Origin of the sequence: Pseudomonas sp. SWRI22, assembly GCF_014268395.2 — a bacterium.
Taxonomy (GTDB): domain Bacteria; phylum Pseudomonadota; class Gammaproteobacteria; order Pseudomonadales; family Pseudomonadaceae; genus Aquipseudomonas; species Aquipseudomonas paracarnis.
The window spans coordinates 2703917-2724046 of the sequence record NZ_JABWQK020000001.1 but is presented as its reverse complement, the minus strand read 5'-3'; the positions used below and the strand labels follow the sequence as shown (position 1 = coordinate 2724046).

17 protein-coding genes are annotated in these 20130 nt (G+C 61.1%); 5 read left to right on the top strand and 12 right to left on the bottom strand.

Annotated elements, in window-relative coordinates; all coding sequences use genetic code 11:
• Nucleotides 1-36: 36 nt before the first annotated feature.
• The 5 genes from HU730_RS11990 to HU730_RS11970 form a co-directional block, all read right to left on the bottom strand.
• The gene (locus tag HU730_RS11990; protein WP_186526713.1) at nucleotides 37-825 is read right to left on the bottom strand and encodes a hypothetical protein; all 789 of its coding nucleotides are present in this window, start codon (nucleotides 823-825) and stop codon (nucleotides 37-39) included.
• Nucleotides 826-1196: 371 nt separating this feature from the next.
• Entirely contained in the window at nucleotides 1197-1943 is a 747-nt protein-coding gene (gene tcyN / locus HU730_RS11985; protein ID WP_014716461.1) for an L-cystine ABC transporter ATP-binding protein TcyN, read from the bottom strand.
• Between the two features lie 3 nt (nucleotides 1944-1946).
• Entirely contained in the window at nucleotides 1947-2612 is a 666-nt protein-coding gene (gene tcyL, locus HU730_RS11980) for a cystine ABC transporter permease (protein WP_003187646.1), read from the bottom strand.
• Nucleotides 2612-3406: a cystine ABC transporter substrate-binding protein gene (gene tcyJ, locus HU730_RS11975; protein ID WP_014716462.1), complete on the bottom strand. Its 795-nt coding sequence runs from the start codon at nucleotides 3404-3406 to the stop codon at nucleotides 2612-2614. Before tcyJ ends, tcyL begins: the two co-directional genes overlap by 1 nt.
• A gap of 188 nt (nucleotides 3407-3594) precedes the next feature.
• A complete protein-coding gene (locus tag HU730_RS11970; RefSeq protein ID WP_060764948.1) occupies nucleotides 3595-4590 on the bottom strand; it encodes a D-cysteine desulfhydrase in 996 nt (331 codons plus the stop codon).
• A gap of 166 nt (nucleotides 4591-4756) precedes the next feature.
• Between HU730_RS11970 and epsC the strand changes: the two genes are divergently transcribed.
• From epsC to mgrA, 3 genes are all read left to right on the top strand, one after another.
• A complete protein-coding gene (gene epsC / locus HU730_RS11965) occupies nucleotides 4757-5683 on the top strand; it encodes a serine O-acetyltransferase EpsC (protein WP_014716464.1) in 927 nt (308 codons plus the stop codon).
• Nucleotides 5684-6082: 399 nt separating this feature from the next.
• Entirely contained in the window at nucleotides 6083-8044 is a 1962-nt protein-coding gene (gene betT, locus HU730_RS11960) for a choline transporter BetT (protein ID WP_167514232.1), read from the top strand.
• Nucleotides 8045-8171: 127 nt separating this feature from the next.
• Nucleotides 8172-9209 carry an L-glyceraldehyde 3-phosphate reductase gene (mgrA, locus tag HU730_RS11955; protein WP_034125489.1) on the top strand — a complete coding sequence of 346 codons (1038 nt, stop codon included), beginning with the start codon at nucleotides 8172-8174 and terminating at the stop codon, nucleotides 9207-9209.
• Nucleotides 9210-9349: 140 nt separating this feature from the next.
• On the opposite strand, the gene tauD is transcribed toward mgrA, so the two are convergent.
• The 7 genes from tauD to HU730_RS11920 all read right to left on the bottom strand — a co-directional run bounded on the left by tauD (nucleotide 9350) and on the right by HU730_RS11920 (nucleotide 17573).
• The gene (gene tauD / locus HU730_RS11950) at nucleotides 9350-10186 is read right to left on the bottom strand and encodes a taurine dioxygenase (protein WP_186526714.1); all 837 of its coding nucleotides are present in this window, start codon (nucleotides 10184-10186) and stop codon (nucleotides 9350-9352) included.
• A 14-nt stretch (nucleotides 10187-10200) separates the two neighbouring features.
• Nucleotides 10201-11037, bottom strand: a complete 837-nt coding sequence (gene tauC / locus HU730_RS11945; protein WP_034125491.1) for a taurine ABC transporter permease TauC — start codon at nucleotides 11035-11037, stop codon at nucleotides 10201-10203.
• Entirely contained in the window at nucleotides 11034-11813 is a 780-nt protein-coding gene (gene tauB, locus HU730_RS11940) for a taurine ABC transporter ATP-binding subunit (RefSeq protein ID WP_054896655.1), read from the bottom strand. Before tauB ends, tauC begins: the two co-directional genes overlap by 4 nt.
• A 17-nt stretch (nucleotides 11814-11830) precedes the next feature.
• A complete protein-coding gene (gene tauA / locus HU730_RS11935; protein ID WP_034125493.1) occupies nucleotides 11831-12808 on the bottom strand; it encodes a taurine ABC transporter substrate-binding protein in 978 nt (325 codons plus the stop codon).
• A gap of 259 nt (nucleotides 12809-13067) precedes the next feature.
• Nucleotides 13068-14651, bottom strand: a complete 1584-nt coding sequence (gene gshA, locus HU730_RS11930) for a glutamate--cysteine ligase (protein ID WP_186526715.1) — start codon at nucleotides 14649-14651, stop codon at nucleotides 13068-13070.
• A 214-nt stretch (nucleotides 14652-14865) separates the two neighbouring features.
• Nucleotides 14866-15249 carry a PaaI family thioesterase gene (locus HU730_RS11925; protein ID WP_052199927.1) on the bottom strand — a complete coding sequence of 128 codons (384 nt, stop codon included), beginning with the start codon at nucleotides 15247-15249 and terminating at the stop codon, nucleotides 14866-14868.
• Entirely contained in the window at nucleotides 15249-17573 is a 2325-nt protein-coding gene (locus HU730_RS11920) for a Tex family protein (RefSeq protein ID WP_054896653.1), read from the bottom strand. The genes HU730_RS11925 and HU730_RS11920 overlap by 1 nt, the downstream gene beginning before the upstream one ends.
• A gap of 357 nt (nucleotides 17574-17930) precedes the next feature.
• On the opposite strand from HU730_RS11920, the gene ompR reads away from it, so the two are divergent.
• Both ompR and HU730_RS11910 read left to right on the top strand, forming a co-directional pair.
• Nucleotides 17931-18671: a two-component system response regulator OmpR gene (ompR, locus tag HU730_RS11915; RefSeq protein WP_003187669.1), complete on the top strand. Its 741-nt coding sequence runs from the start codon at nucleotides 17931-17933 to the stop codon at nucleotides 18669-18671.
• A gap of 117 nt (nucleotides 18672-18788) precedes the next feature.
• Complete coding sequence (locus HU730_RS11910; RefSeq protein WP_003187671.1) at nucleotides 18789-20102, top strand: ATP-binding protein; 1314 nt, start codon at nucleotides 18789-18791, stop codon at nucleotides 20100-20102.
• Nucleotides 20103-20130 lie beyond the last annotated feature (28 nt).

The window sequence follows — 20130 nt, the reverse complement described above, 5'->3', positions numbered from 1 at the left end:
ATAAACTAACTTTTAGGAATATGCATAGAAGGGCTGTCACCCCGGTTCACAGGGTGAACCGAAGCGACGCGGTTGATAGCCCGGTGCGGGCGAGGCAGGGCGGGGCGGTGTGCAGGCGGCGATGCGCAGCGTGCGTGCGGGCGCCCAGCGGGAGTTGTTACCCACGCGGTCGAGAATGCAGTAGGTGACTTCCAACCGGCAGTCGTCGCCGGCTTCGACAATCACGTGGGGCGGCACCCACACCTGCACCGCCAGGCCGACGCTGTTGGCTTGGATGCGGGGCAGGTCCAAGCGTACATCGCCCCAGCGCAACGTAATGGCATCGCCCGTGCTCATGTTCAGGTAAGGCTCGATGGTCAGCGGAATGCCGCGCCTTACCTGGCTGCTGTTGACGCCGTGGCGGCGAATCGTCTCGGGCAAGTTCACGGGCGCCAGATTCTGGTTTTCAGTGTCGCCTTCAGGGTTCAGGCGCGGCGAAGGCTGACCGCCGGGATAGCTGGTCTTGACCCGCACCAGCGTGACCGCCGAGCGCATCGGGCCATGGCCGATCTGCAAGACCTGGTAATGGACGCGTGCCGGTCCGTCCTGCACAAAGCTCTGCGGTACGCACAGGTGGGTGCACGTGCCGATCCTGCAGGCCGTCACCTTGCGCGAGGCGGCGAAGCAGTTGTTCCAGAAGAGTTCGATCAGGTCGCCTTCTTCCATGCTCGGGTAGGGTGAAATGTCGACCTGCAAGTGGGCGGAGGCCAGGGCGCTGATGCCGTTTCCAATAGCCTGGGGAAGCTTTGGGGCACTGAGCGTGGCCGGGGTTTGAGTGTGTGTCATAAGTAATCTCCTTGATGCAGCCAGCAGCAATCGTTCCGAAACCTGGACGCACAGGCGCAAGGGGGTTCGAAAGGCACGATTCAGTCAGTAGCCGGGATAGGATCCAATCCTCAAGGCGCTAGATAAGAGGGTTGACCAAGGAGCGTCAATGGAGGCAAAGGGCTAAACGGCGGGTTTGGCGAGATTCAGAAGGGGCTGACGGGGAGGGGGATTTTAAGGCGCTTGCGACGGGGGCTTTTACACGCTCAACCTGCAACCCGTTGTAGGAGCGAGCTTGCTCGCGAAGAACGCCCAGGCAACTCGGTCAATCTGATTCACCGCGTTATCGTTAACGTTCTTCGCGAGCAAGCTCGCTCCTACACTGGGAGGCGTCAGTGGGCGAGGAATTTGCTCAGGAACTGCTTGGTACGTTCTTCCCTGGGGTTGGCAAACAGCGCCTTGGCTTCGCCCTGTTCGACGATCACGCCCTTGTCGAAAAAGATCACCCGGTTGGCCACATCACGGGCAAAGCTCATCTCGTGGGTGACGATGACCATGGTGCGGTTTTCTTCGGCCAGGCTGCGAATGGTCGCCAGGACTTCGCCCACCAGTTCCGGGTCGAGGGCCGAGGTGGGTTCGTCGAACAGGATCACCTCCGGCTCCATGGCCAATGCGCGGGCAATCGCCACACGCTGTTGCTGGCCGCCGGACAGCCGCCGCGGGTACGACGCTTCCTTGCCCGCCAGGCCGACCCTGGCCAACAGCTTGCGCCCCAGTTCGGCCGCCGCTTCCCGTGGCATCTTCTTGACCACAATCGGGCCTTCGATGACGTTTTCCAGCGCGGTGCGGTGGGGGAACAGGTTGAAGTTCTGGAACACAAAGCCCACATGCTGGCGCAGGCGCCGCACCAGGCCCTGTTGCTGGTTGAGCGGCCTGCTGCTGTCGATCTCGATGTCACCCACCTTGATACGGCCGCTGGTGGGTTCTTCGAGGAAGTTCAGGCAGCGCAGGAAGGTGGTCTTGCCCGAACCGCTGGGGCCGATGATGGCGACCACTTCGCCTTCCTTGACCTCCAGGTCGATGCCGTTGAGCACCACCTGGCCGTTGAATTGCTTGGTCAATTTTTCAACCACGATCATGCTTCAAGACTCCAGGTCATGCCGGTTGACCCGGTCTTCCAGACGATTTTGCAGATGCGCCAGGATGCTCGCCAGGATCCAGTAGATCAGGGCCGCGGACAGATACATGGTGAAAATTTCGAAGGTACGTGCCGACACCAGTTGGGCCTGGCGGAACAGCTCGGGCACCTGGATGGTGGCGGCCAGCGCCGTGTCCTTGACCAGTGAAATAAAGCTGTTACCCAAAGGCGGCAACGCCGTGCGCATCGCCTGGGGCAGGATGGCCCTGCGCAACGTCTGCGCACGGGTCATACCGATACTGGCAGCAGCTTCCCACTGGCCACGCTCGATGGAGGCGATGGCGGCCCGCAGGATTTCACACGCATAGGCAGCCATGTTCAGCGAAAAGCCGATCATGGCGGCCGGGATCGGGTCCAGCTCGATGCCCACTTGTGGCAAGCCGTAGTAGATCAGGAACAGCTGCACCAGTAACGGCGTGCCGCGAAAGAACGACACGTAGACCCGGGCGGTCCAGCTCAAGAGCTTGAAGCGCGAGAGGCGCATCAAGGCCAGGCCGAAGCCCAGCAGCAGGCCGAAAAACATCCCGCCCAGGCTGAGGATTACCGTGTAGTACGCGCCCTTGAGCAGAAAGGGCGCGGAGTCCAGCGCGAGTTGGAAACCTGCTTCCATTATTGCGTGACGTCAGCGTTGAAGTACTTCTCGGACAGCGTCTTCAAGGTGCCGTCGGCGCGCAGTTTGTCCAGAGCCTTGTTCACCGCATCGAGCAGCTCGGGCTCACCTTTGCGCAGGGCGATACCGGATTCCTGACGGGAGAAGGCGTCGCCGGCAGCGGCGGTGTCGGGGGCTTTCTTGGCGTATTCCAGGGCGGCCAGGCGGTCGATCAGGATGGCGTCGATACGGCCGATGCGCAGGTCCTGGAACTTGGTCGGATCGTCGTTGTAGGTCTTGATAATGGCTTTTGGTTGGTTGTCCTTGAGCCATTGTTCGTAGTTGGTGCCCAGGCCCACACCGACTTTCTTGCCGGCCAGGTCGTCGGCTTTCTTGATCGAGTCGACGTTCTTTTTCAGCACCAGCGCCTGGATGCCGGACACGGTGTAAGGCTTGGAGAAGTCATACTTTTTCTTGCGCTCTTCGGAGATGGTCACCTGGTTGACCACGGCGTCCAGGCGCTTGGATTCCAGCGCGGCGAGGATGCCGTCCCAAGGGGTGGCTTGCAGCTTGACCTTGACACCCAGCTCCTTGGCCAGCGCCTCGGACAGTTCCACTTCGAAACCGCTGAGCTTGCCGCTTTCATCGACAAAGCTGAACGGCGGGTAGGTGCCTTCCAGGCCGATCTTGATCTCGCCGGCCTTCTTGATGGTGTTCAATTGCTCGCCGGCAACGGCCTGGCCCAGCCAGCCAGCGCCAAGCGCGAGGCCCAAAGTGCCAACCAACAGCGTGCGACGAAATGCAGAAATAGTCATGGAAAGCCCCTGTGTTTTTATGGTGAGCGAAGCAGGTGACGCGGTAGTCGTATCCTGCCCTAAAGCGCGAAGCGCGTCTTCGCCTTCGGCGCGATGATAAGGTGGGTTTTTAAGTCTTGAAAATAATAAAAATACAATTTCATATTCTTTTAAGAAATATGTACAGCTCCCACATCGACAGTATTCAATCAGTTGAATACTGAGTCATAGGCAAACAATGCCGGCGCGCCACCGGTATGCAGGAAAATGATCGGCCCCTCTTCAAAGCGCTGGCGCCCGATGCCGTCGAGCAAACCGGCCATGGCCTTGCCGGTATACACCGGGTCCAGCAACAGACCTTCCTGGCTGGCCAAAAGTTTGATCGCCGAGAGGGTGCCAGCGTTTGGCTCGCCATACCGCGGCCCGAAATACTCGTCCCACAGGATGACCTTGAAGGCGTCGGGAATAGCCACACCGAGCAACTCGGCGGTGCGTTCGGCCAGGCCCTGCACTTTCGGGAATTGCGCTTGCTCGGTGCGCGACACGGTGATGCCGATCACTGGCAACTGCGGCAGTGCTTCGCTCAAGGCCAGGGCCAGGCCGCTGTGGGTACCCGCACTGCCAGAGGCGAGCACCACGGCGGCGAATTGAATGCCGCTGTCTTCAATTTGCGCGGCCAACTCCAGCCCGGCGCGCACGTAGCCCAGCGCGCCGAGTGCATTGGAACCGCCGATAGGCACCAGGTACGGCTTCTTGCCGTTACTGCGCAGGCGGTCGGCGAGGGCGTTGAGTTGGTCGTCGGCGTTGTCGAGGTTTTCCACCAACTCCACTTTGGCGTCGAACAGCTCCAGCAGCAGGCGATTGCCGTTGCCCAGGTAGTTGGGGTCGTCGGTGCCGGTAGGGTTTTCCAGCAGGGCAACACAGCCCAGGCCAAGCCTGGCGGCGAGCGCGGCGGTCTGGCGCACATGGTTGGACTGGATCGCGCCGGCGGTGACCAGGGTGTCGGCGCCCTGGGCGATGGCGTCGGCGGCCAGGTATTCGAGTTTGCGCAGCTTGTTGCCGCCCATGGCCAGCGGCGTGGTGTCATCACGTTTGACGTAGATGTCCCTGCCCAGCCAAGCCGACAGCCGCTCGAGCTTTTCCAGGGCCGTGGCACTGCCCAGTAGTTCCAGACGGTTAAAACGGTCGAGCTGTTGTTTGATCATGGTTACGCACGGTGGCTGAGTGATTGGGGGACTATAGGCAGGCACTTTTCATCGGGCAACCGCCAATCGCTTATGACTAAAGGTTCTTAGCTCCACACCATTGGTTCTTAAGAGCTGCCTAGGTGCATACCGTAAAGTGATGGCCATTTCGTCAGGAGTGAATACCGTGAGTGAGCGTTCCAGTCATTGGCAATTGCAGACCATCGTCAGCCAACTGCGCGGCGCCCGCGACCAGTGGCGAACGCGCAATGGGCGCTTGAGTGGCGAGCATGGTGGCCGCGAGTTGCCGTCCCGCGAGGCGGTGGCACAGATTCTTGAAGCCTTGTGCGGCGCCCTGTTTCCGATGCGCCTGGGCCCGGCGGACTTGCGCGAAGAAAGCGAAGACTTCTACGTGGGCCATACCCTCGACGTCGCGCTAAACGCCTTGCTCGCCCAGGCGCGCCTGGAGTTGCGCTATGCCGCGCGCCAGAGCGGTGAGGACGACAGCGAAGTCAACGCCCACGCCATTCGCCTGATCCAGGATTTCGCCCTGGCGTTGCCATCCTTGCGCAGCCTGCTGGACACCGACGTACTGGCCGCTTACCACGGCGACCCGGCTGCGCGCAGTGTGGATGAGGTGCTGTTGTGCTACCCGGGCATCCTGGCCGTGATCCACCATCGCCTGGCCCACCACCTGTACCGCGCCGGCCTGCCGCTGTTGGCGCGGATCAGTGCGGAAATCGCCCACTCGGCCACCGGTATCGATATCCACCCCGGCGCACAGATCGGCCCGAGTTTCTTTATCGACCACGGCACAGGCGTGGTGATTGGCGAGACCGCGATCATCGGCGAGCGCGTGCGCATCTACCAGGCCGTGACATTGGGCGCCAAACGCTTTCCGGCGGATGAAGATGGGCAATTGCAGAAAGGCCACCCGCGTCACCCTATTGTTGAAGATGATGTGGTGATTTACGCCGGGGCGACGATCCTGGGGCGGATCACCATTGGCCAGGGTTCGACCATCGGCGGCAATGTGTGGCTGACCCGCAGCGTGCCGGCCGGGGCGAATATCACCCAGGCGAACTTGCAGCATGATGATGGGGCGCAGAAGTAATACCTGAGTCAAACGCCGGTCAGTGTGGGAGCTGGCTTGCCTGCGATAGCGGTGTATCAGTCAACAGATGGGTGGCTGACCCAGCGCTATCGCAGGCAAGCCAGCTCCCACATTTCGTATGTATTTCACCGTCGGGTTGCTGAACGATTCGTCTCCTCCACGCGTCATACCAATCCCTGAGCTAGTGTAGGAAACACCTACCACTCAGCCCTGCGATTAGTCCAAGACCGCCTATTCATGTTTAACTTGAACGTTCGTTCAAGTTAAACCGGTGGTTCGCTGCCCGCTCACAACAGGAGGCTTACCTTTGCTGAGTCCGTTTTTTACAGCCATATCCCGCAACCTTGAGGTGCATCGTTCATGAGTGCATCGTCCACCCCTTCCAGCGGCATGGTGCGCATGAATGCGCCCGTGTTCTATTTTGCCGCCACCGTCATCCTGCTGTTCGGCATCACGGTCATCGCTATCCCGCAACAGGCCGGTGCCTGGCTGCTGGCGGCGCAGAACTGGGCGGCCAACACGGTCGGCTGGTACTACATGCTGGCGATGACGCTGTATCTGGTCTTCGTGGTGGTCACCGCGCTATCGGGCTACGGCAAGATAAAACTCGGTGCCGACCACGACGAGCCCGAATTCAGTTACCTTTCCTGGGCCGGCATGTTGTTCGCCGCCGGGATCAGCATCACGCTGTTTTTCTTTTGCGTCTCGGAGCCGTTGACGCACTTGGTGCAGCCGCCCCAGGGCGAAGCAATGAACGCCGATGCGGCGCGCCAGGCCATGCAGGTGTTGTTCCTGCACTGGGGCCTGCATGGCTGGGGCGTGTTCGCGTTTGTCGGCATGGCCCTGGCGTATTTCGCCTACCGGCATAACCTGCCGCTGGCGTTGCGCTCGGCGCTGTACCCGCTGATCGGCAAGCGCATCAATGGCCCTATCGGTTACGCGGTGGATGGCTTTGGCATCATTGCCACGGTGTTCGGCCTGGGCGCCGACATGGGCTTTGGCGTACTGCACCTCAACTCTGGCCTGGACTACCTGTTTGGCATTGCCCACACCCAGTGGATCCAGGTGGGCCTGATCACCCTGATGATGGGCGCGGCGATCATCGTGGCCGTGGCCGGCGTCGACAAGGGCGTGCGGGTGATGTCCGACATCAACATGCTGCTGGCCTGTGCGCTGCTGCTGTTCGTGTTGTTCGCCGGGCCTACCCAGCACCTGCTCAACACCTTGATCCAGAACATCGGTGACTATCTGGGGGCGTTGCCCACCAAGAGTTTTGATGTGTACGCCTACAACAAGCCGAGCGACTGGCTGGGCGGCTGGACGGTGTTCTACTGGGCCTGGTGGATCGCATGGTCGCCGTTCGTGGGCCTGTTTATCGCGCGCATTTCCCGTGGCCGCACCATCCGCGAATTCGTGTTTGGCGTGCTGCTGATTCCGCTGGGCTTCACCCTGGCGTGGATGTCGATCTTCGGTAACAGCGCCATCGATCAGGTGCTCAACCATGGCATGGCTGCACTGGGCCAGTCGGCGATCGATGACCCATCGATGAGCCTCTACCTGCTGCTGGAAACCTACCCGTGGAGCAAGACGGTGATCGCGGTCACGGTGTTCATCAGCTTTGTGTTCTTCGTGACCTCGGCTGACTCCGGCACTGTGGTGCTGTCCACCCTCTCGTCCAAAGGCGGCAACGCGGATGAAGACGGGCCGAAGTGGCTGCGTGTGTTCTGGGGCGCGATGACCGCCCTGGTCACCAGTGCGTTGCTGTTCGCCGGCAGTATCGACTCGCTCAAGTCTGCGGTGGTACTGACCTCGCTGCCGTTCTCGCTGATCCTGCTGCTGATGATGTGGGGGCTGCACAAGGCGTTCTACCTGGAGTCGCAAAAGCAGATCGCGCAGTTGCATTCCCTGGCACCGATCTCCGCTTCGCGCAAAGGCCGAGGTGGCTGGCGCCAGCGTTTGAGCCAGGCGGTGCATTTCCCATCCCGCGATGAGGTATACCGTTTCCTCGACACCACGGTGCGCCCGGCGATTGAAGAAGTGACCGCAGTGTTTGTCGAGAAGGGCCTTACGGTGGTGACCCAGCCCGACCCGTCCAACGACAGCGTCAGCCTCGAAATCGGCCATGGTGAAGAACGTCCGTTCATCTACCAGGTGCAGATGCGTGGCTATTTCACACCGTCGTTCGCCTTGGGCGGCATTGGCAAGAAAGAGATCAACAACCGCCGCTACTATCGGGCCGAAGTGCACTTGAGTGAGGGCAGCCAGGACTATGACCTGGTGGGCTACACCAAGGAGCAGATCATCAATGACATCCTCGACCAGTACGAGCGCCATCTGCAGTTCTTGCACATGGTGCGCTGATAGCGTTCCTCTCAAGTAGCTCTTTGCTGTAAAAGGAAGAGGCAGACTTAAGCGATTCAGCTGCTTAAAAGGCCCGGGAATATGCCTATTCCCGGGCCTTATTTGCCCTAGATCAAGAGAGGATTCGATGACGTACATTGCTGCCGAAAACCGCTATGAATCTATTCCTTATCGCCGCGTAGGCCGCAGTGGATTGGTGCTGCCGGCACTGTCCCTGGGGTTGTGGCACAACTTTGGTGACAGCACCCCGATCGACACCCAGCGCGCATTGCTGCGCACGGCGTTCGACCTGGGTATCAACCACTTCGACCTGGCCAACAACTACGGCCCACCCTACGGCAGCGCCGAGATCAATTTCGGTCGGTTGCTGCGCGAAGACTTCAAGCACTATCGCGACGAGTTGATCATCTCCAGCAAAGCCGGGTGGGACATGTGGCCCGGCCCTTACGGCCAGGGTGGCGGGTCGCGTAAATACGTATTGGCGAGCCTGGACCAGAGCCTGCAACGCCTGGGCGTCGATTATGTGGATATTTTCTACTCGCACCGTTTCGACCCCGACACGCCCCTGGAAGAGACCGCCAGCGCCCTGGCCACCGCCGTGCAGCAAGGCAAGGCGTTGTACATCGGTATCTCGTCTTACTCCGGGGTTAAAACCCGCGAAATCGCAGCGTTGCTCAACGAGTGGAAAGTGCCGTTGTTGATCCACCAGCCGGCCTACAACCTGCTCAACCGTTGGGTGGAAAAAGACCTACTGGACACCACTGAAGAACTCGGCGCCGGGGTGATCGCCTTCACGCCGCTGGCCCAGGGTTTGTTGACCGATAAATACCTCAACGGGGTACCGGCCGATGCGCGGGTCAATCGTCCGGGTGGTGGCTCGTTGCAGGCCCAACACCTGTCCGAAGCCAACATCGCCCATGTACGCGGCCTGAATGAAATCGCCAAACGCCGTGGCCAGAGCCTGGCCCAGTTGGCGCTGGCGTGGACGTTACGTGATCCACGGGTAACCAGTGCGCTGATCGGCGCAAGCCGGCCGGAGCAGATTATCGAGAACGTCGGGGCGTTGAAAAACTTGAGCTTCAGTGCAGAAGAACTGGCGGAGATTGATCGGTTTGCGCAGGAAGGTGGGATCAACCTGTGGGAAAAACCGTCCACCGCTGAATAACCTTACACCACTGGGTGATCGTTCCCACGCTCTGCGTGGGAATGCAGCCCCGGACGCTCGGCGTCCGCTTTAAAGTCGTGACGCAGAGCGTCACAGGGGGCATTCCCACGCAGAGCGTGGGAACGATCTCTCGCCAAGCGTTAGAACGGCACATCCCCAAGAATCGTCGCCCGGTGCATCACCCGCCGCTGCGGCCGGTAGTCATCCACGGCGTAATGCTGGGTGACGCGGTTATCCCAGAACGCCACATCATTCTCGTGCCAGCGCCAGCGAATGGTGAATTCCGGGCGGGTGGCGTGGGCGAACAGCAGCTTGAGAATGGCCTCGCTTTCGGCCGGTTCCAGTTCATTTATTCGGGTGGTGAAGCCGTCGCTGACGAACAGCGATTTACGTCCACTCACCGGATGCGTGCGCACGACTGGGTGCGATAGCGGCGGGTTTTTCTTGCGGGTTGCTTCCCAGCGCACAAGGTCCTCGGCGGTGTTGCCAAAGCGCTCCAGCGGGAACGACTTGGTGAAGTCGTGTGTGGCGGTGAGGCCATCGAGCAAGCGCTTTAGCGGGTCAGACAGTGCTTCATAAGCCGCAATCCCACTGGCCCACAAGGTATCGCCGCCGAACGCTGGCAACAGCTTGGCGCTGAGCACTGCGCCCAGAGCAGGCGTGGGCAGGAACGTCACGTCGGTATGCCACACCGCGTTATCACGCACATCCGTGACGGCGGTGTCGAGGATCAGCACTTCGGGCTGTTCCGGCACGTTGGGGTAGATCGGGTGGATGTGCAGGTCGCCAAAGTTTGCCGCGAACCGTGCCTGTTGCGCAGGGGTGATCGGCTGGTCACGGAAGAACAGCACCGAATAGTCGAGCAACGCCTGTTCAATGGCGTCGCGCTGTTCGGGAGTCAGCGGCTGGGTGATATCGACGCCGCCGATCTGGGCGCCCAGGGCGGAGCTTAATGGGGTAACGGTCAGGCTGCTCATTGTGGGTTCTTCACTCAGTGTGCTTGGCCATGCCAGGGCACTAATTTACGCTGCAGGGCGCGCAGGCCCATTTCCATGGCGAAGGCGATCAGGGCGATGACCAGGATGCCCAGCACCACCACATCAGTGACCAGAAACTGCGCCGCCGACTGCACCATGAAGCCCAGGCCGCTGGTGGCGGCAATCAACTCGGCCGCCACCAGGGTCGACCAGCCCACGCCCAGGCCGATGCGCACACCGGTGAGGATATCGGGCAGGGCGCTGGGCAGGATCACATGGCGAATCAGTTGCGCGCGGCTGGCGCCCAACGACTGCGCCGCGCGTAATTTGGCCGGGTCGACGGTGCGCACCCCAGTGGCGGTGGCGATGGCAATCGGGGCGAAGATAGCGAGGTAGATCAGCAGCACCTTGGACAGCTCGCCAATGCCGCACCAGATCACGATCAACGGCAGGTAGGCCAGGGGCGGAATCGGCCGGTAGAACTCGATCAGCGGATCGAGAATGCCACGGGCGATACGGTTGGCACCGATGGCGATCCCCACCGGCACGGCGGTCAGTACTGCAAAGCCCAGGCCCAGGCCGATGCGACTGAGGCTCGCGCCCAGGTGCTGCCACAAAGTGGAATCCATGTAGCCGGTGGTTGCCAGCAGCCAGCCTTTTTGCAACACGGCGGACGGTGGCGGCAGGAACAAAGGTTCGATCAAACCGGTGGCGGTCACCGCCCACCACAGGGCAAGCAAGGCCGCCAGGGTCAGCAGGCTGATCCAGCGCGTGCTCAGGCGACGGCGCAGCGGGATCACGGCATGTGTCGCAGGCTCGGTGGCCGTGGCGGGAAGTTCGTAGCTGCTCATGCGTACACCTGCCGTTGGGAGAACACTTTGCCCAGCACATGCTCACGGGTTTCGATAAAGCGCGGGTCGGATTTGATTGCGCGGGCTGATTCACCGGCGGCGTAACGTTGGCCGAAATCCAGCTGCAAGCGTTCGACGATCTGGCCGGGGTTGGGCGCCAGCAAGATCAAGTCGGTGGCCAGAAACACCGCTTCTTCAATGTCGTGGGTAATCAGGAATACCGGCTTGGCCGTGCGCCGCCACACTTGCAGCAGCAACTCCTGCATCTGTTCACGGGTGAAGGCATCCAGGGCGCCGAAGGGTTCGTCCATCAGCAGTACACGCGGGTCGGCCGCCAGCGCACGCGCCAGGCCGACGCGTTGCTTCTGGCCACCGGAGAGTTGCCAGATGCGGCGGTTGTCGAAACCGGCCAGGTCCACCAGCGCGAGCATTTCACGCGCCCGCACGTCGCGCTGCGCCTTGGGCACGCCGGCCAGTTCCAGGCCGAAAGCCACATTGGCCAGCACGTCCTGCCAGGGCAGCAGGGCATCGTCCTGGAACACCACGCCGCGCTCGGCGCTGGGGCCTTTGACCGGCACGCCATCGAGGGTGATACGCCCGGCAGACGGTTCGACGAAGCCGGCAATCAGGTTCAACAACGAGGTCTTGCCGCTGCCGGACGGGCCCAGGGCGACCAGCAATTGCTGGGGCCCAAGCTCCAGTGAAATATCGGACAGTACCGGTTCCGGGGCGCCTGGGTACTGTGCGCTGATGCGCTCCAGTTGTAGCAAGGCCATCGCAGTGAACTCCTGAGTCAGTTGGTAATGAACTTGGCGCTGACATAAGGGGCGTAGTCGGGCAGCACGGCCTCGACCTTGCCTTGCTCCTTGAGGAACGCAGCGGTGTCGGTGACGGCCTTGGTGGTCGGTGCGCCCAGCAGCGTTACCTGGTCGGCGGCCAACGGGTAGACGTTGCCTTGCAGCAGCAACGGGATATCGCTGGCCTTGGCGCCGGAGAGTTTCACCAGTTTGTCGACGTTGCCGGAATCGGCGAGCCAGGCTTGTGGGTCTTTGCGGTAGGCGGCGTAGGCATCCAGAGTGACCTTGGCGAAGGCGGTGACAATCTCTGGGTGCTTCTCGGCGAAGTCCTTGCGCACGATCCAGGCATCGAACGTCGGCGCGCCGAACTTGGCCAGCTCCCCGGAGGTGATCAGCACCTTGCCGGTTTCCTTGGCCACGCCCAGGGCTGGGTCCCAGACATAGGTGGCGTCGATATCACCGCGCTTCCAGGCGGCAATGATGGCCGGCGGGGCGAGGTTGAGAATGGTGACTTTGGCCGGGTCGATGTTCCAGTGTTTAAGGGCGGCGAGCAGGCTGTAGTGGCCGGTGGAAACGAAGGGCACAGCGATTTTTTTGCCGACCAGGTCCTGAGGGCTGTTGATCCCCGAACCGTTACGCGCCACCAGGGCTTCGGCGCCGCCGATCTGGGTGGCGACGAGGAAGGTTTGCACCGGGACTTTACGGGTTATCGCGGCGGTGAGCGGGCTGGAACCGAGGTAGCCGATCTGCACGTCGCCGGACGCGATGGCGGCGATGATGTCGGCGCCATTGTCGAATTTGCGCCAGTCGATCTTGGCGTTGGTGGCTTTTTCATAGGCGCCGTCGGCTTGGGCGACTTTGGCCGGGTCCACGGTGGTCTGATACGCAATGGTCACGTCCGCCGCCTGGGCAAACAGGCTGGCACCGGCCAGGGACAATGCGGCCAACAGGCGCAGAGGGGTCAGCAGTTTCAAAGGGAAGCTCCTCAATCAGGCGGCCGAGGGTCGGCGTGAGAGGAGACTAAATGATCTAAGAATTCGAAAATAAATAACTTTTTCGAATTAGCTTATGAGGGTAAATGGCGAAGCCTGTTTTCAGGCTGGCAGAATAATGTGGGAGCTGGCTTGCCTGCGATAGCGGTGTATCAGTCAACAGGTGGGTTGCTGACCCACCGATATCGCAGGCAAGCCAGCTCCCACACAAGCCAGCTCCCACAGGGGAGCGAGCCTGAGGTTAGTTGCTGATGGCGAGGATGCTTGCCTGGTACGAACCGACAAACACATCGAAATCGCCTACTTCGTTCTGCTCCAGCTCTGCCTGTTGCGCCAGCGACGCACGGGCCAGTTCTTCAAAGTGCGCTTGTTCCTCAGGCGCCAAAGGTTCTTTGCGGAAGTATTCGGCATGGACTTCGCTTTGATGCAGGGAGAACTGCGCAAAGCTTTCCTTGCGCTCAGCCATGGCTGCCAATACCTGAGCCGACGGCGTCAGGGATGGGTCCTTGACCTTGGCCAACTGGGCGTCCAATGCCTCGCTGTGCTCGGAGATGCCATGGCTCTGATCGAGCAGGGCGGCCAGCGGGGCAATCTTCTCCAGCAACTCGGCCGCCCACTCCTTCATGTCAACCGGCTGGCCGTCACGCTGCAATTGCAGGCCCGGACGGCGGCCTTCCTTGACCACGCTGAGGAAGTTGGAGGTGGCGTTGCCGCACTCGTTGTTGGCGAACAGTGGGCTGTCGTTCAGCGCGCAGTACAGCAGGAATGCGTCGAGGAACCGCGACTCTGGCAGGTCGATACCCATCGGCAGGAACGGGTTGATGTCCAGGCAGCGTACTTCGATGTACTGGATGCCGCGGGCCATCAACGCCTGGATCGGCCGCTCGCCGGTGTAGGTCACGCGCTTGGGACGGATGTTGGAGTAGTACTCGTTTTCGATCTGCAGGATGTTGGTATTGAGCTGTACCCACTCGCCATCCTTGTGCGTGCCGACTTCTACATAGGGCGCGTAGGGTGTTGCCACCGCTTCGCGCAGGCTGTCGGTGTAGCTGGCCAAATCGTTGTAGCACGGCGTCAGGCCGGCCTGGGCGTTGCTCTGGTACCCCAGGTCGCTCATGCGCAGGCTGGTGGCGTAGGGCAGGTACAGCGTGTCGGCGTCGAGGACTTCAAGCTGATGCGAGCGTCCGCGCAGGAAGCCGGCATCCAGGGCTGGCGAGGCACCGAACAGGTACATCAACAGCCAGCTGTAGCGCCGGAAATTACGGATCAGCGCGATGTAGGCCGTGGATTGATAGTCACGGTCGGTGCCGACAAACCCTTCTGTTTCCTTGAGCAACGGCCATAACGCTTCCGGCAGGGAAAAGTTGTAGTGGATGCCGGCGATGCACTGCATGGTCTTGCCGTAACGCAGGGCCAGGCCCTTGCGGTACACGTACTTGAGCTGGCCGATGTTGGAGGTGCCGTAGTAGGCAATCGGAATATCTTCCTCGGCCGGCAACGGGCACGGCATCGAGGGGCTCCACAGGTATTCGCTGCCCAGCTTGGTGTAGGCAAAGCGATGGATCTTGTCCAGGCTGCTCAGAGTATCGGCCGGGTTTGGCAGGGCAGGGGTGATGAACTCCAGCAGCGATTCCGAGTAGTCGGTGGTGATCTGTTCATTGGTCAGCGCGGCGCCCAGGGCTTCGGGGTGCGGCGTTTGCGCCAGTCGACCTTCGTTGGTGACGCGCAGACATTCGCGCTCGATGCCGTGCAAGCATTGCTCTAGCAGGGAGAGGTGTTCGCGCTTGCCGAGCAGGGCCAGGCGGCGGTTGAGAAGTTCGCTCAAGTTGGATTCCTTCACGCGTCAGTCGCCCCAATATGGGGGTGGGCAGGACGGTCTACAAGGGTGAAGTTGAAACTGGCGTGATCGCCTGGTTTTGAGTCGATTTGACCCGCTCTGAATTTGCCGACTTCACTCCATGAATTGGGCTACAGCGCAGCGAGAAAATTCCGACGCTGTTATCGCAGCGCCGAAATTAACTCAAATCGGGGGTGGGGAGCTATAGGACAGCGAACGTGCCCTGTGCTTTTGCGACAAGTCTTTCGCTCTGATACACGTCGGCCTCGACCACCAGGGTGCGGCGACCGGCGTGGATCACCCGGCTGGTGCACAGCACCTCACCGTCTTCCACGGCGCGGATATAGTTGATCTTGCATTCGATGGTGGCGCTCTGCTGGTCGAAACCATGGGCGCTGGAACAGGCCAGGCCCATGGTTATATCCACCAGGCTGAAAATCGCCCCGCCATGGAGCTTGCCCGCGCGGTTGCGCAGATGCGGCTCCAGGGTCAGGGCCACCTCGGCAACGCCCTCTTCCAGGCGTTGCAGGCGGCAGCCGATCAGTTCGCTGAATGCGCTCTGGGTCAAACCGGCCGGAATTTCCATCAGCGCTTCTTCAACTGTTTAGCGTTGGCAAACAGCGACGCCATGGCGTTGTTGCTTGGCGCGGCGGTGGTGGTTTCCTTGCGCGGGGCGTTGTTCTGCGACTGGCGCGGCGCCGAACCGGGGCGAGCGCCACGGGCACCATCGATTTTCTCGCCGGGGGTATCGCTCATGCGCATCGACAGGCCGACGCGTTTGCGTGGGATGTCGACTTCCATGACCTTGACCTTGACCACGTCACCGGCTTTCACCGCCTCACGTGGGTCCTTGATGAACTTCTCCGAAAGCGCGGAGATATGCACCAAACCGTCCTGATGCACGCCGATGTCCACGAACGCGCCGAAGTTGGTCACGTTGGTCACCACGCCTTCGAGGATCATGCCCGGTTGCAGGTCCTTGAGGTCTTCGACGCCGTCCTGGAACTCGGCGGTCTTGAACTCGGGACGCGGGTCGCGGCCAGGCTTTTCCAGCTCTTGCAGAATGTCGGTGATGGTCGGCACACCGAAGGTTTCGTCGGTGTACTTCTTCGGGTCCAGGCGCTTGAGGAACGCGGCATCACCAATCAACGAACGGATATCGCGGTCGGTTTCGGCGGCAATGCGTTGCACCAGCGGGTAGGCCTCCGGGTGAACTGCCGAGGCGTCCAGGGGGTTATCGCCGTTCATGACGCGCAGGAAGCCGGCCGCTTGTTCAAAGGTTTTTTCACCCAGGCGTGCGACTTTTTTCAGCGCAGCACGGGTTTTGAACGCGCCGTTTTCGTCGCGATGGCTGACGATGTTCTGCGCCAGGGTCGCGTTGAGGCCCGAGATTCGCGCCAGCAGTGCCACCGAAGCGGTGTTCACGTCTACGCCCACGGCGTTTACGCAGTCTTCCACCACCGCATCCAGGCCGCGTGCCAGTTTCAGCTGCGATACGTCGTGCTGGTACTGGCCGACGCCGATGGATTTAGGGTCGATTTTCACCAGTTCGGCCAACGGGTCTTGCAGGCGACGAGCGATGGACACCGCGCCACGGATCGACACGTCGAGGTCCGGGAATTCCTTGGAGGCCAGCTCCGACGCCGAGTACACCGAAGCGCCTGCTTCGGAGACCATGACCTTGGTCATCTTCATGGCTGGGTATTTTTTGATCAGCTCGGCGGCCAGCTTGTCGGTTTCGCGGCTGGCGGTGCCGTTGCCGATGGCGATCAGGTCCACCGCGTGCTTGGCGCACAAGGCGGCCAGGATCGCCAGGGTCTGGTCCCACTTGTTGTGCGGTACGTGTGGGTACACGGTGGCGTGGTCCAGCAGCTTGCCGGTGGCGTCGACCACCGCGACCTTGCAACCGGTGCGCAGCCCCGGGTCGAGGCCCAGGGTGGCACGCGGGCCAGCCGGTGCGGCCAACAGCAGGTCGTGTAGGTTATGGGCGAACACGTTGATCGCTTCGGTTTCGGCGCCGTCGCGCAACTCGCCCAGCAGGTCGGTTTCCAGATGAGTGTAGAGCTTGACCTTCCAGGTCCAGCGCACCACTTCGCCGAGCCACTTGTCTGCCGGGCGGTTCTGGTTCTGGATGCCGAATTGTTGACCGATCATGCCTTCGCACGGGTGCATGGTGCCCGGCAGCTCGTCACCGACTTTCAGCGCGGAGCTGAGAATGCCTTCGTTACGGCCGCGGAAAATCGCCAGGGCGCGGTGGGACGGCATGCTTTTGAGCGGCTCGTCGTGTTCGAAGTAGTCGCGGAACTTGGCGCCTTCTTCCTCTTTGCCGGCGATGACGCGGGCGCTGAGGATGGCTTCCTGCTTGAGGTAGGTACGCAGTTTTTCCAGGAGGCTGGCGTTTTCGGCGAAGCGCTCCATCAGGATGTACTTGGCGCCTTCGAGGGCGGCCTTGACGTCGGCGACGCCTTTTTCCGCGTCGATGAAGCGCGCGGCTTCGGTTTCCGGGGTCAACGATGGGTCGTTGAACAAGCCATCGGCCAAATCACCCAGGCCGGCTTCCAGGGCGATCTGGCCCTTTGTACGACGTTTCTGTTTGTACGGCAGGTAAAGGTCTTCGAGGCGGGTCTTGGTGTCCGCGAGTTTGATGTCGCGTTCCAGTTGAGGGGTCAACTTGCCCTGTTCCTCGATGCTGGCGAGAATGCTGATACGCCGTTCGTCGAGTTCTCGCAGGTAGCGCAGGCGCTCTTCCAGGTGACGCAGTTGGGTGTCGTCGAGGCTGCCGGTCACTTCTTTTCGGTAACGGGCGATGAAGGGCACGGTGGAGCCTTCATCCAGTAGAGCGACGGCCGCTTCGACCTGTTGTGGGCGTACACCGAGTTCCTCGGCGATGCGGCTGTTGATGCTGTCCATAAAACCACCTGAAATTCTTAAAATCAGCGCGCCGGCCCGTAAAAACAAGGCTCGGCGAGGCTGGTTGAGCGGCCCGACTGGCGCCGCTGCCTGGGTCAAGAGGCTGGCTATTGACCCTCGAAATCGAAAAAGTCACGACAAGCGGGTAAAAAAAGCCCGGCAGCAAACGGTAACGATCTGACGTTGCCCTGCACGGAGGCGCCGCATTATAACCAGCGTTCTGCCCTTGGGGGCTACTGCGCCGCAGCTTGTAGGGCGCGGGTTCGCTGGCAGTAGATGAAAAATCTGCTAACAATGCACACGGTGCGTATAACGGCAGCTACGCCATAATGCGCGCCGAGATAAGAGGAGCATCCAATGAGCAGCACCGCACAAACTGCTGAAGGCGAAAAAATTCTCATCGTTGATGACGATCCGGGGCTGAGCAGCCTGCTGGAGCGTTTTTTCAACTCCAAGGGCTATCGTGCCCGCGCGGTGCCGAACACCGAACAGATGGATCGTCTGTTAGGGCGTGAAGTTTTCAACCTGGTCGTACTCGACCTGATGTTGCCCGGTGAAGACGGCCTCACTGCCTGCAAGCGCCTGCGCGGTGCGAACAATCAGATCCCGATCATCATGCTCACCGCCAAGGGCGATGAACTGAGCCGCATCAAGGGCCTGGAGCTGGGCGCTGATGACTACCTGGCCAAGCCGTTCAACCCCGATGAGCTGATGGCGCGGGTCAAGGCCGTGTTGCGTCGCCAGGCACCGGCGGTACCGGGTGCACCGGGCAGCGAAGACGAAAGCGTCACCTTTGGCGATTACGAATTGTCGCTGGCCACCCGTGAGCTCAAGCGCGGTGAAGAAGTGCACATGCTCACCACCGGCGAATTCGCAGTGCTCAAGGCCCTGGTGATGAACGCTCGCCAGCCGCTGACCCGTGACAAGCTGATGAACCTGGCCCGTGGCCGGGAATGGGACGCCCTCGAGCGCTCCATCGACGTGCAGATTTCCCGATTGCGCCGGATGATCGAGCCAGACCCGTCCAAGCCGCGGTATATCCAGACGGTGTGGGGTGTGGGTTATGTGTTTGTGCCGGATGGCACCGCAACCAAGTGACCGATGATTTGCAGGGGCGGGTATCCTGGCGTTTGACTCCATGAGGGTCGACGGGATGCCCGGCGTCTGCAATTCTGCGAGCGCCGCTCGTTCCTGCAAGGTGTGCAGCTTTCATCTATGAAAACCCCGCTGTGGTTCCCACAAAGTTTCTTCTCCCGCACCCTCTGGCTGGTGCTTATTGTCGTTCTGTTTTCCAAGGCGCTCACGCTGGTTTATCTGTTGATGAACGAAGACGTGCTGGTGGACCGGCAGTACAGCCATGGTGTCGCCCTGACGTTGCGTGGTTATTGGGCGGTAGACCCTGAGAACCGCGAAAAAGTAGCCAAGGCGTCGACGCTGACGCGGGTTGACGGCGCTGGTGTGCCTGAAGGCGAGCAGCATTGGCCTTACAGCGAGATCTACCAGCGCCAGATGCAGGCCGAGTTGGGTGCCGACACCGAGGTGCGGCTGCGTATGCATGTTTCGCCTGCGCTGTGGGTGCGAGCGCCAAGCCTGGGGGATGCCTGGATCAAGGTTCCGCTTTATCCGCACCCGCTGAGGGGGCAAAAAATCTGGAACGTGTTGGGCTGGTTCCTGGCCATTGGCTTGCTTTCAACGGCGTCCGCGTGGATTTTCGTCCGCCAGCTCAACCAACCCCTCAAGCGCCTGGTGTTTGCCGCTCGCCAACTGGGCCAGGGGCGCAGTGTGCGCTTGCCGGTCAGCGACACGCCCAGTGAGATGACCGAGGTGTACGGCGCCTTCAACCAGATGGCAGAAGATGTCGAACAGGCCGGGCGCGAACGCGAGTTGATGCTGGCGGGGGTGTCCCATGACTTGCGCACGCCACTGACGCGATTACGGTTGTCCCTGGAGTTGATGGGGGACCATACCGACCTCACCGATGACATGGTGCGCGACATCGAGGACATGGACGCTATTCTGGACCAGTTCCTGGCGTTCATCCGTGACGGGCGGGATGAAGTGGTCGAGGAGGTCGACCTCACCGACCTCGTGCGTGAGGTGGTTGCGCCCTATAACCAGAATGGTGAGCAGGTGCGCACGCGCCTGGAGCCGATCCAGCCGTTCGCATTACGCCGGGTGTCGATGAAGCGCCTGCTGAACAACTTGATTGGCAACGCCTTGCACCATGCCGGTTCCGATGTGGAAGTGGCGGCGTACGTTTCTGGCGACAGTGCCGCGCCTTACGTGGTGCTGAGCGTGATGGACCGTGGCACAGGAATCGACCCGGCTGAGCTGGAGGGTATCTTCAACCCCTTCACCCGTGGTGACCGCGCCCGAGGAGGCAAGGGCACGGGGTTGGGGTTGGCGATTGTGCGGCGTATTGCGTCGATGCATGGCGGCAATGTCGAGTTGCGCAACCGGGAAGGCGGCGGGTTGGAAGCACGGGTGCGGCTGCCGCTGGGGTTGATGCTGCCTAGAGACGCTGTCTAACAAGCAATATGAATGCAAATGTGGGAGC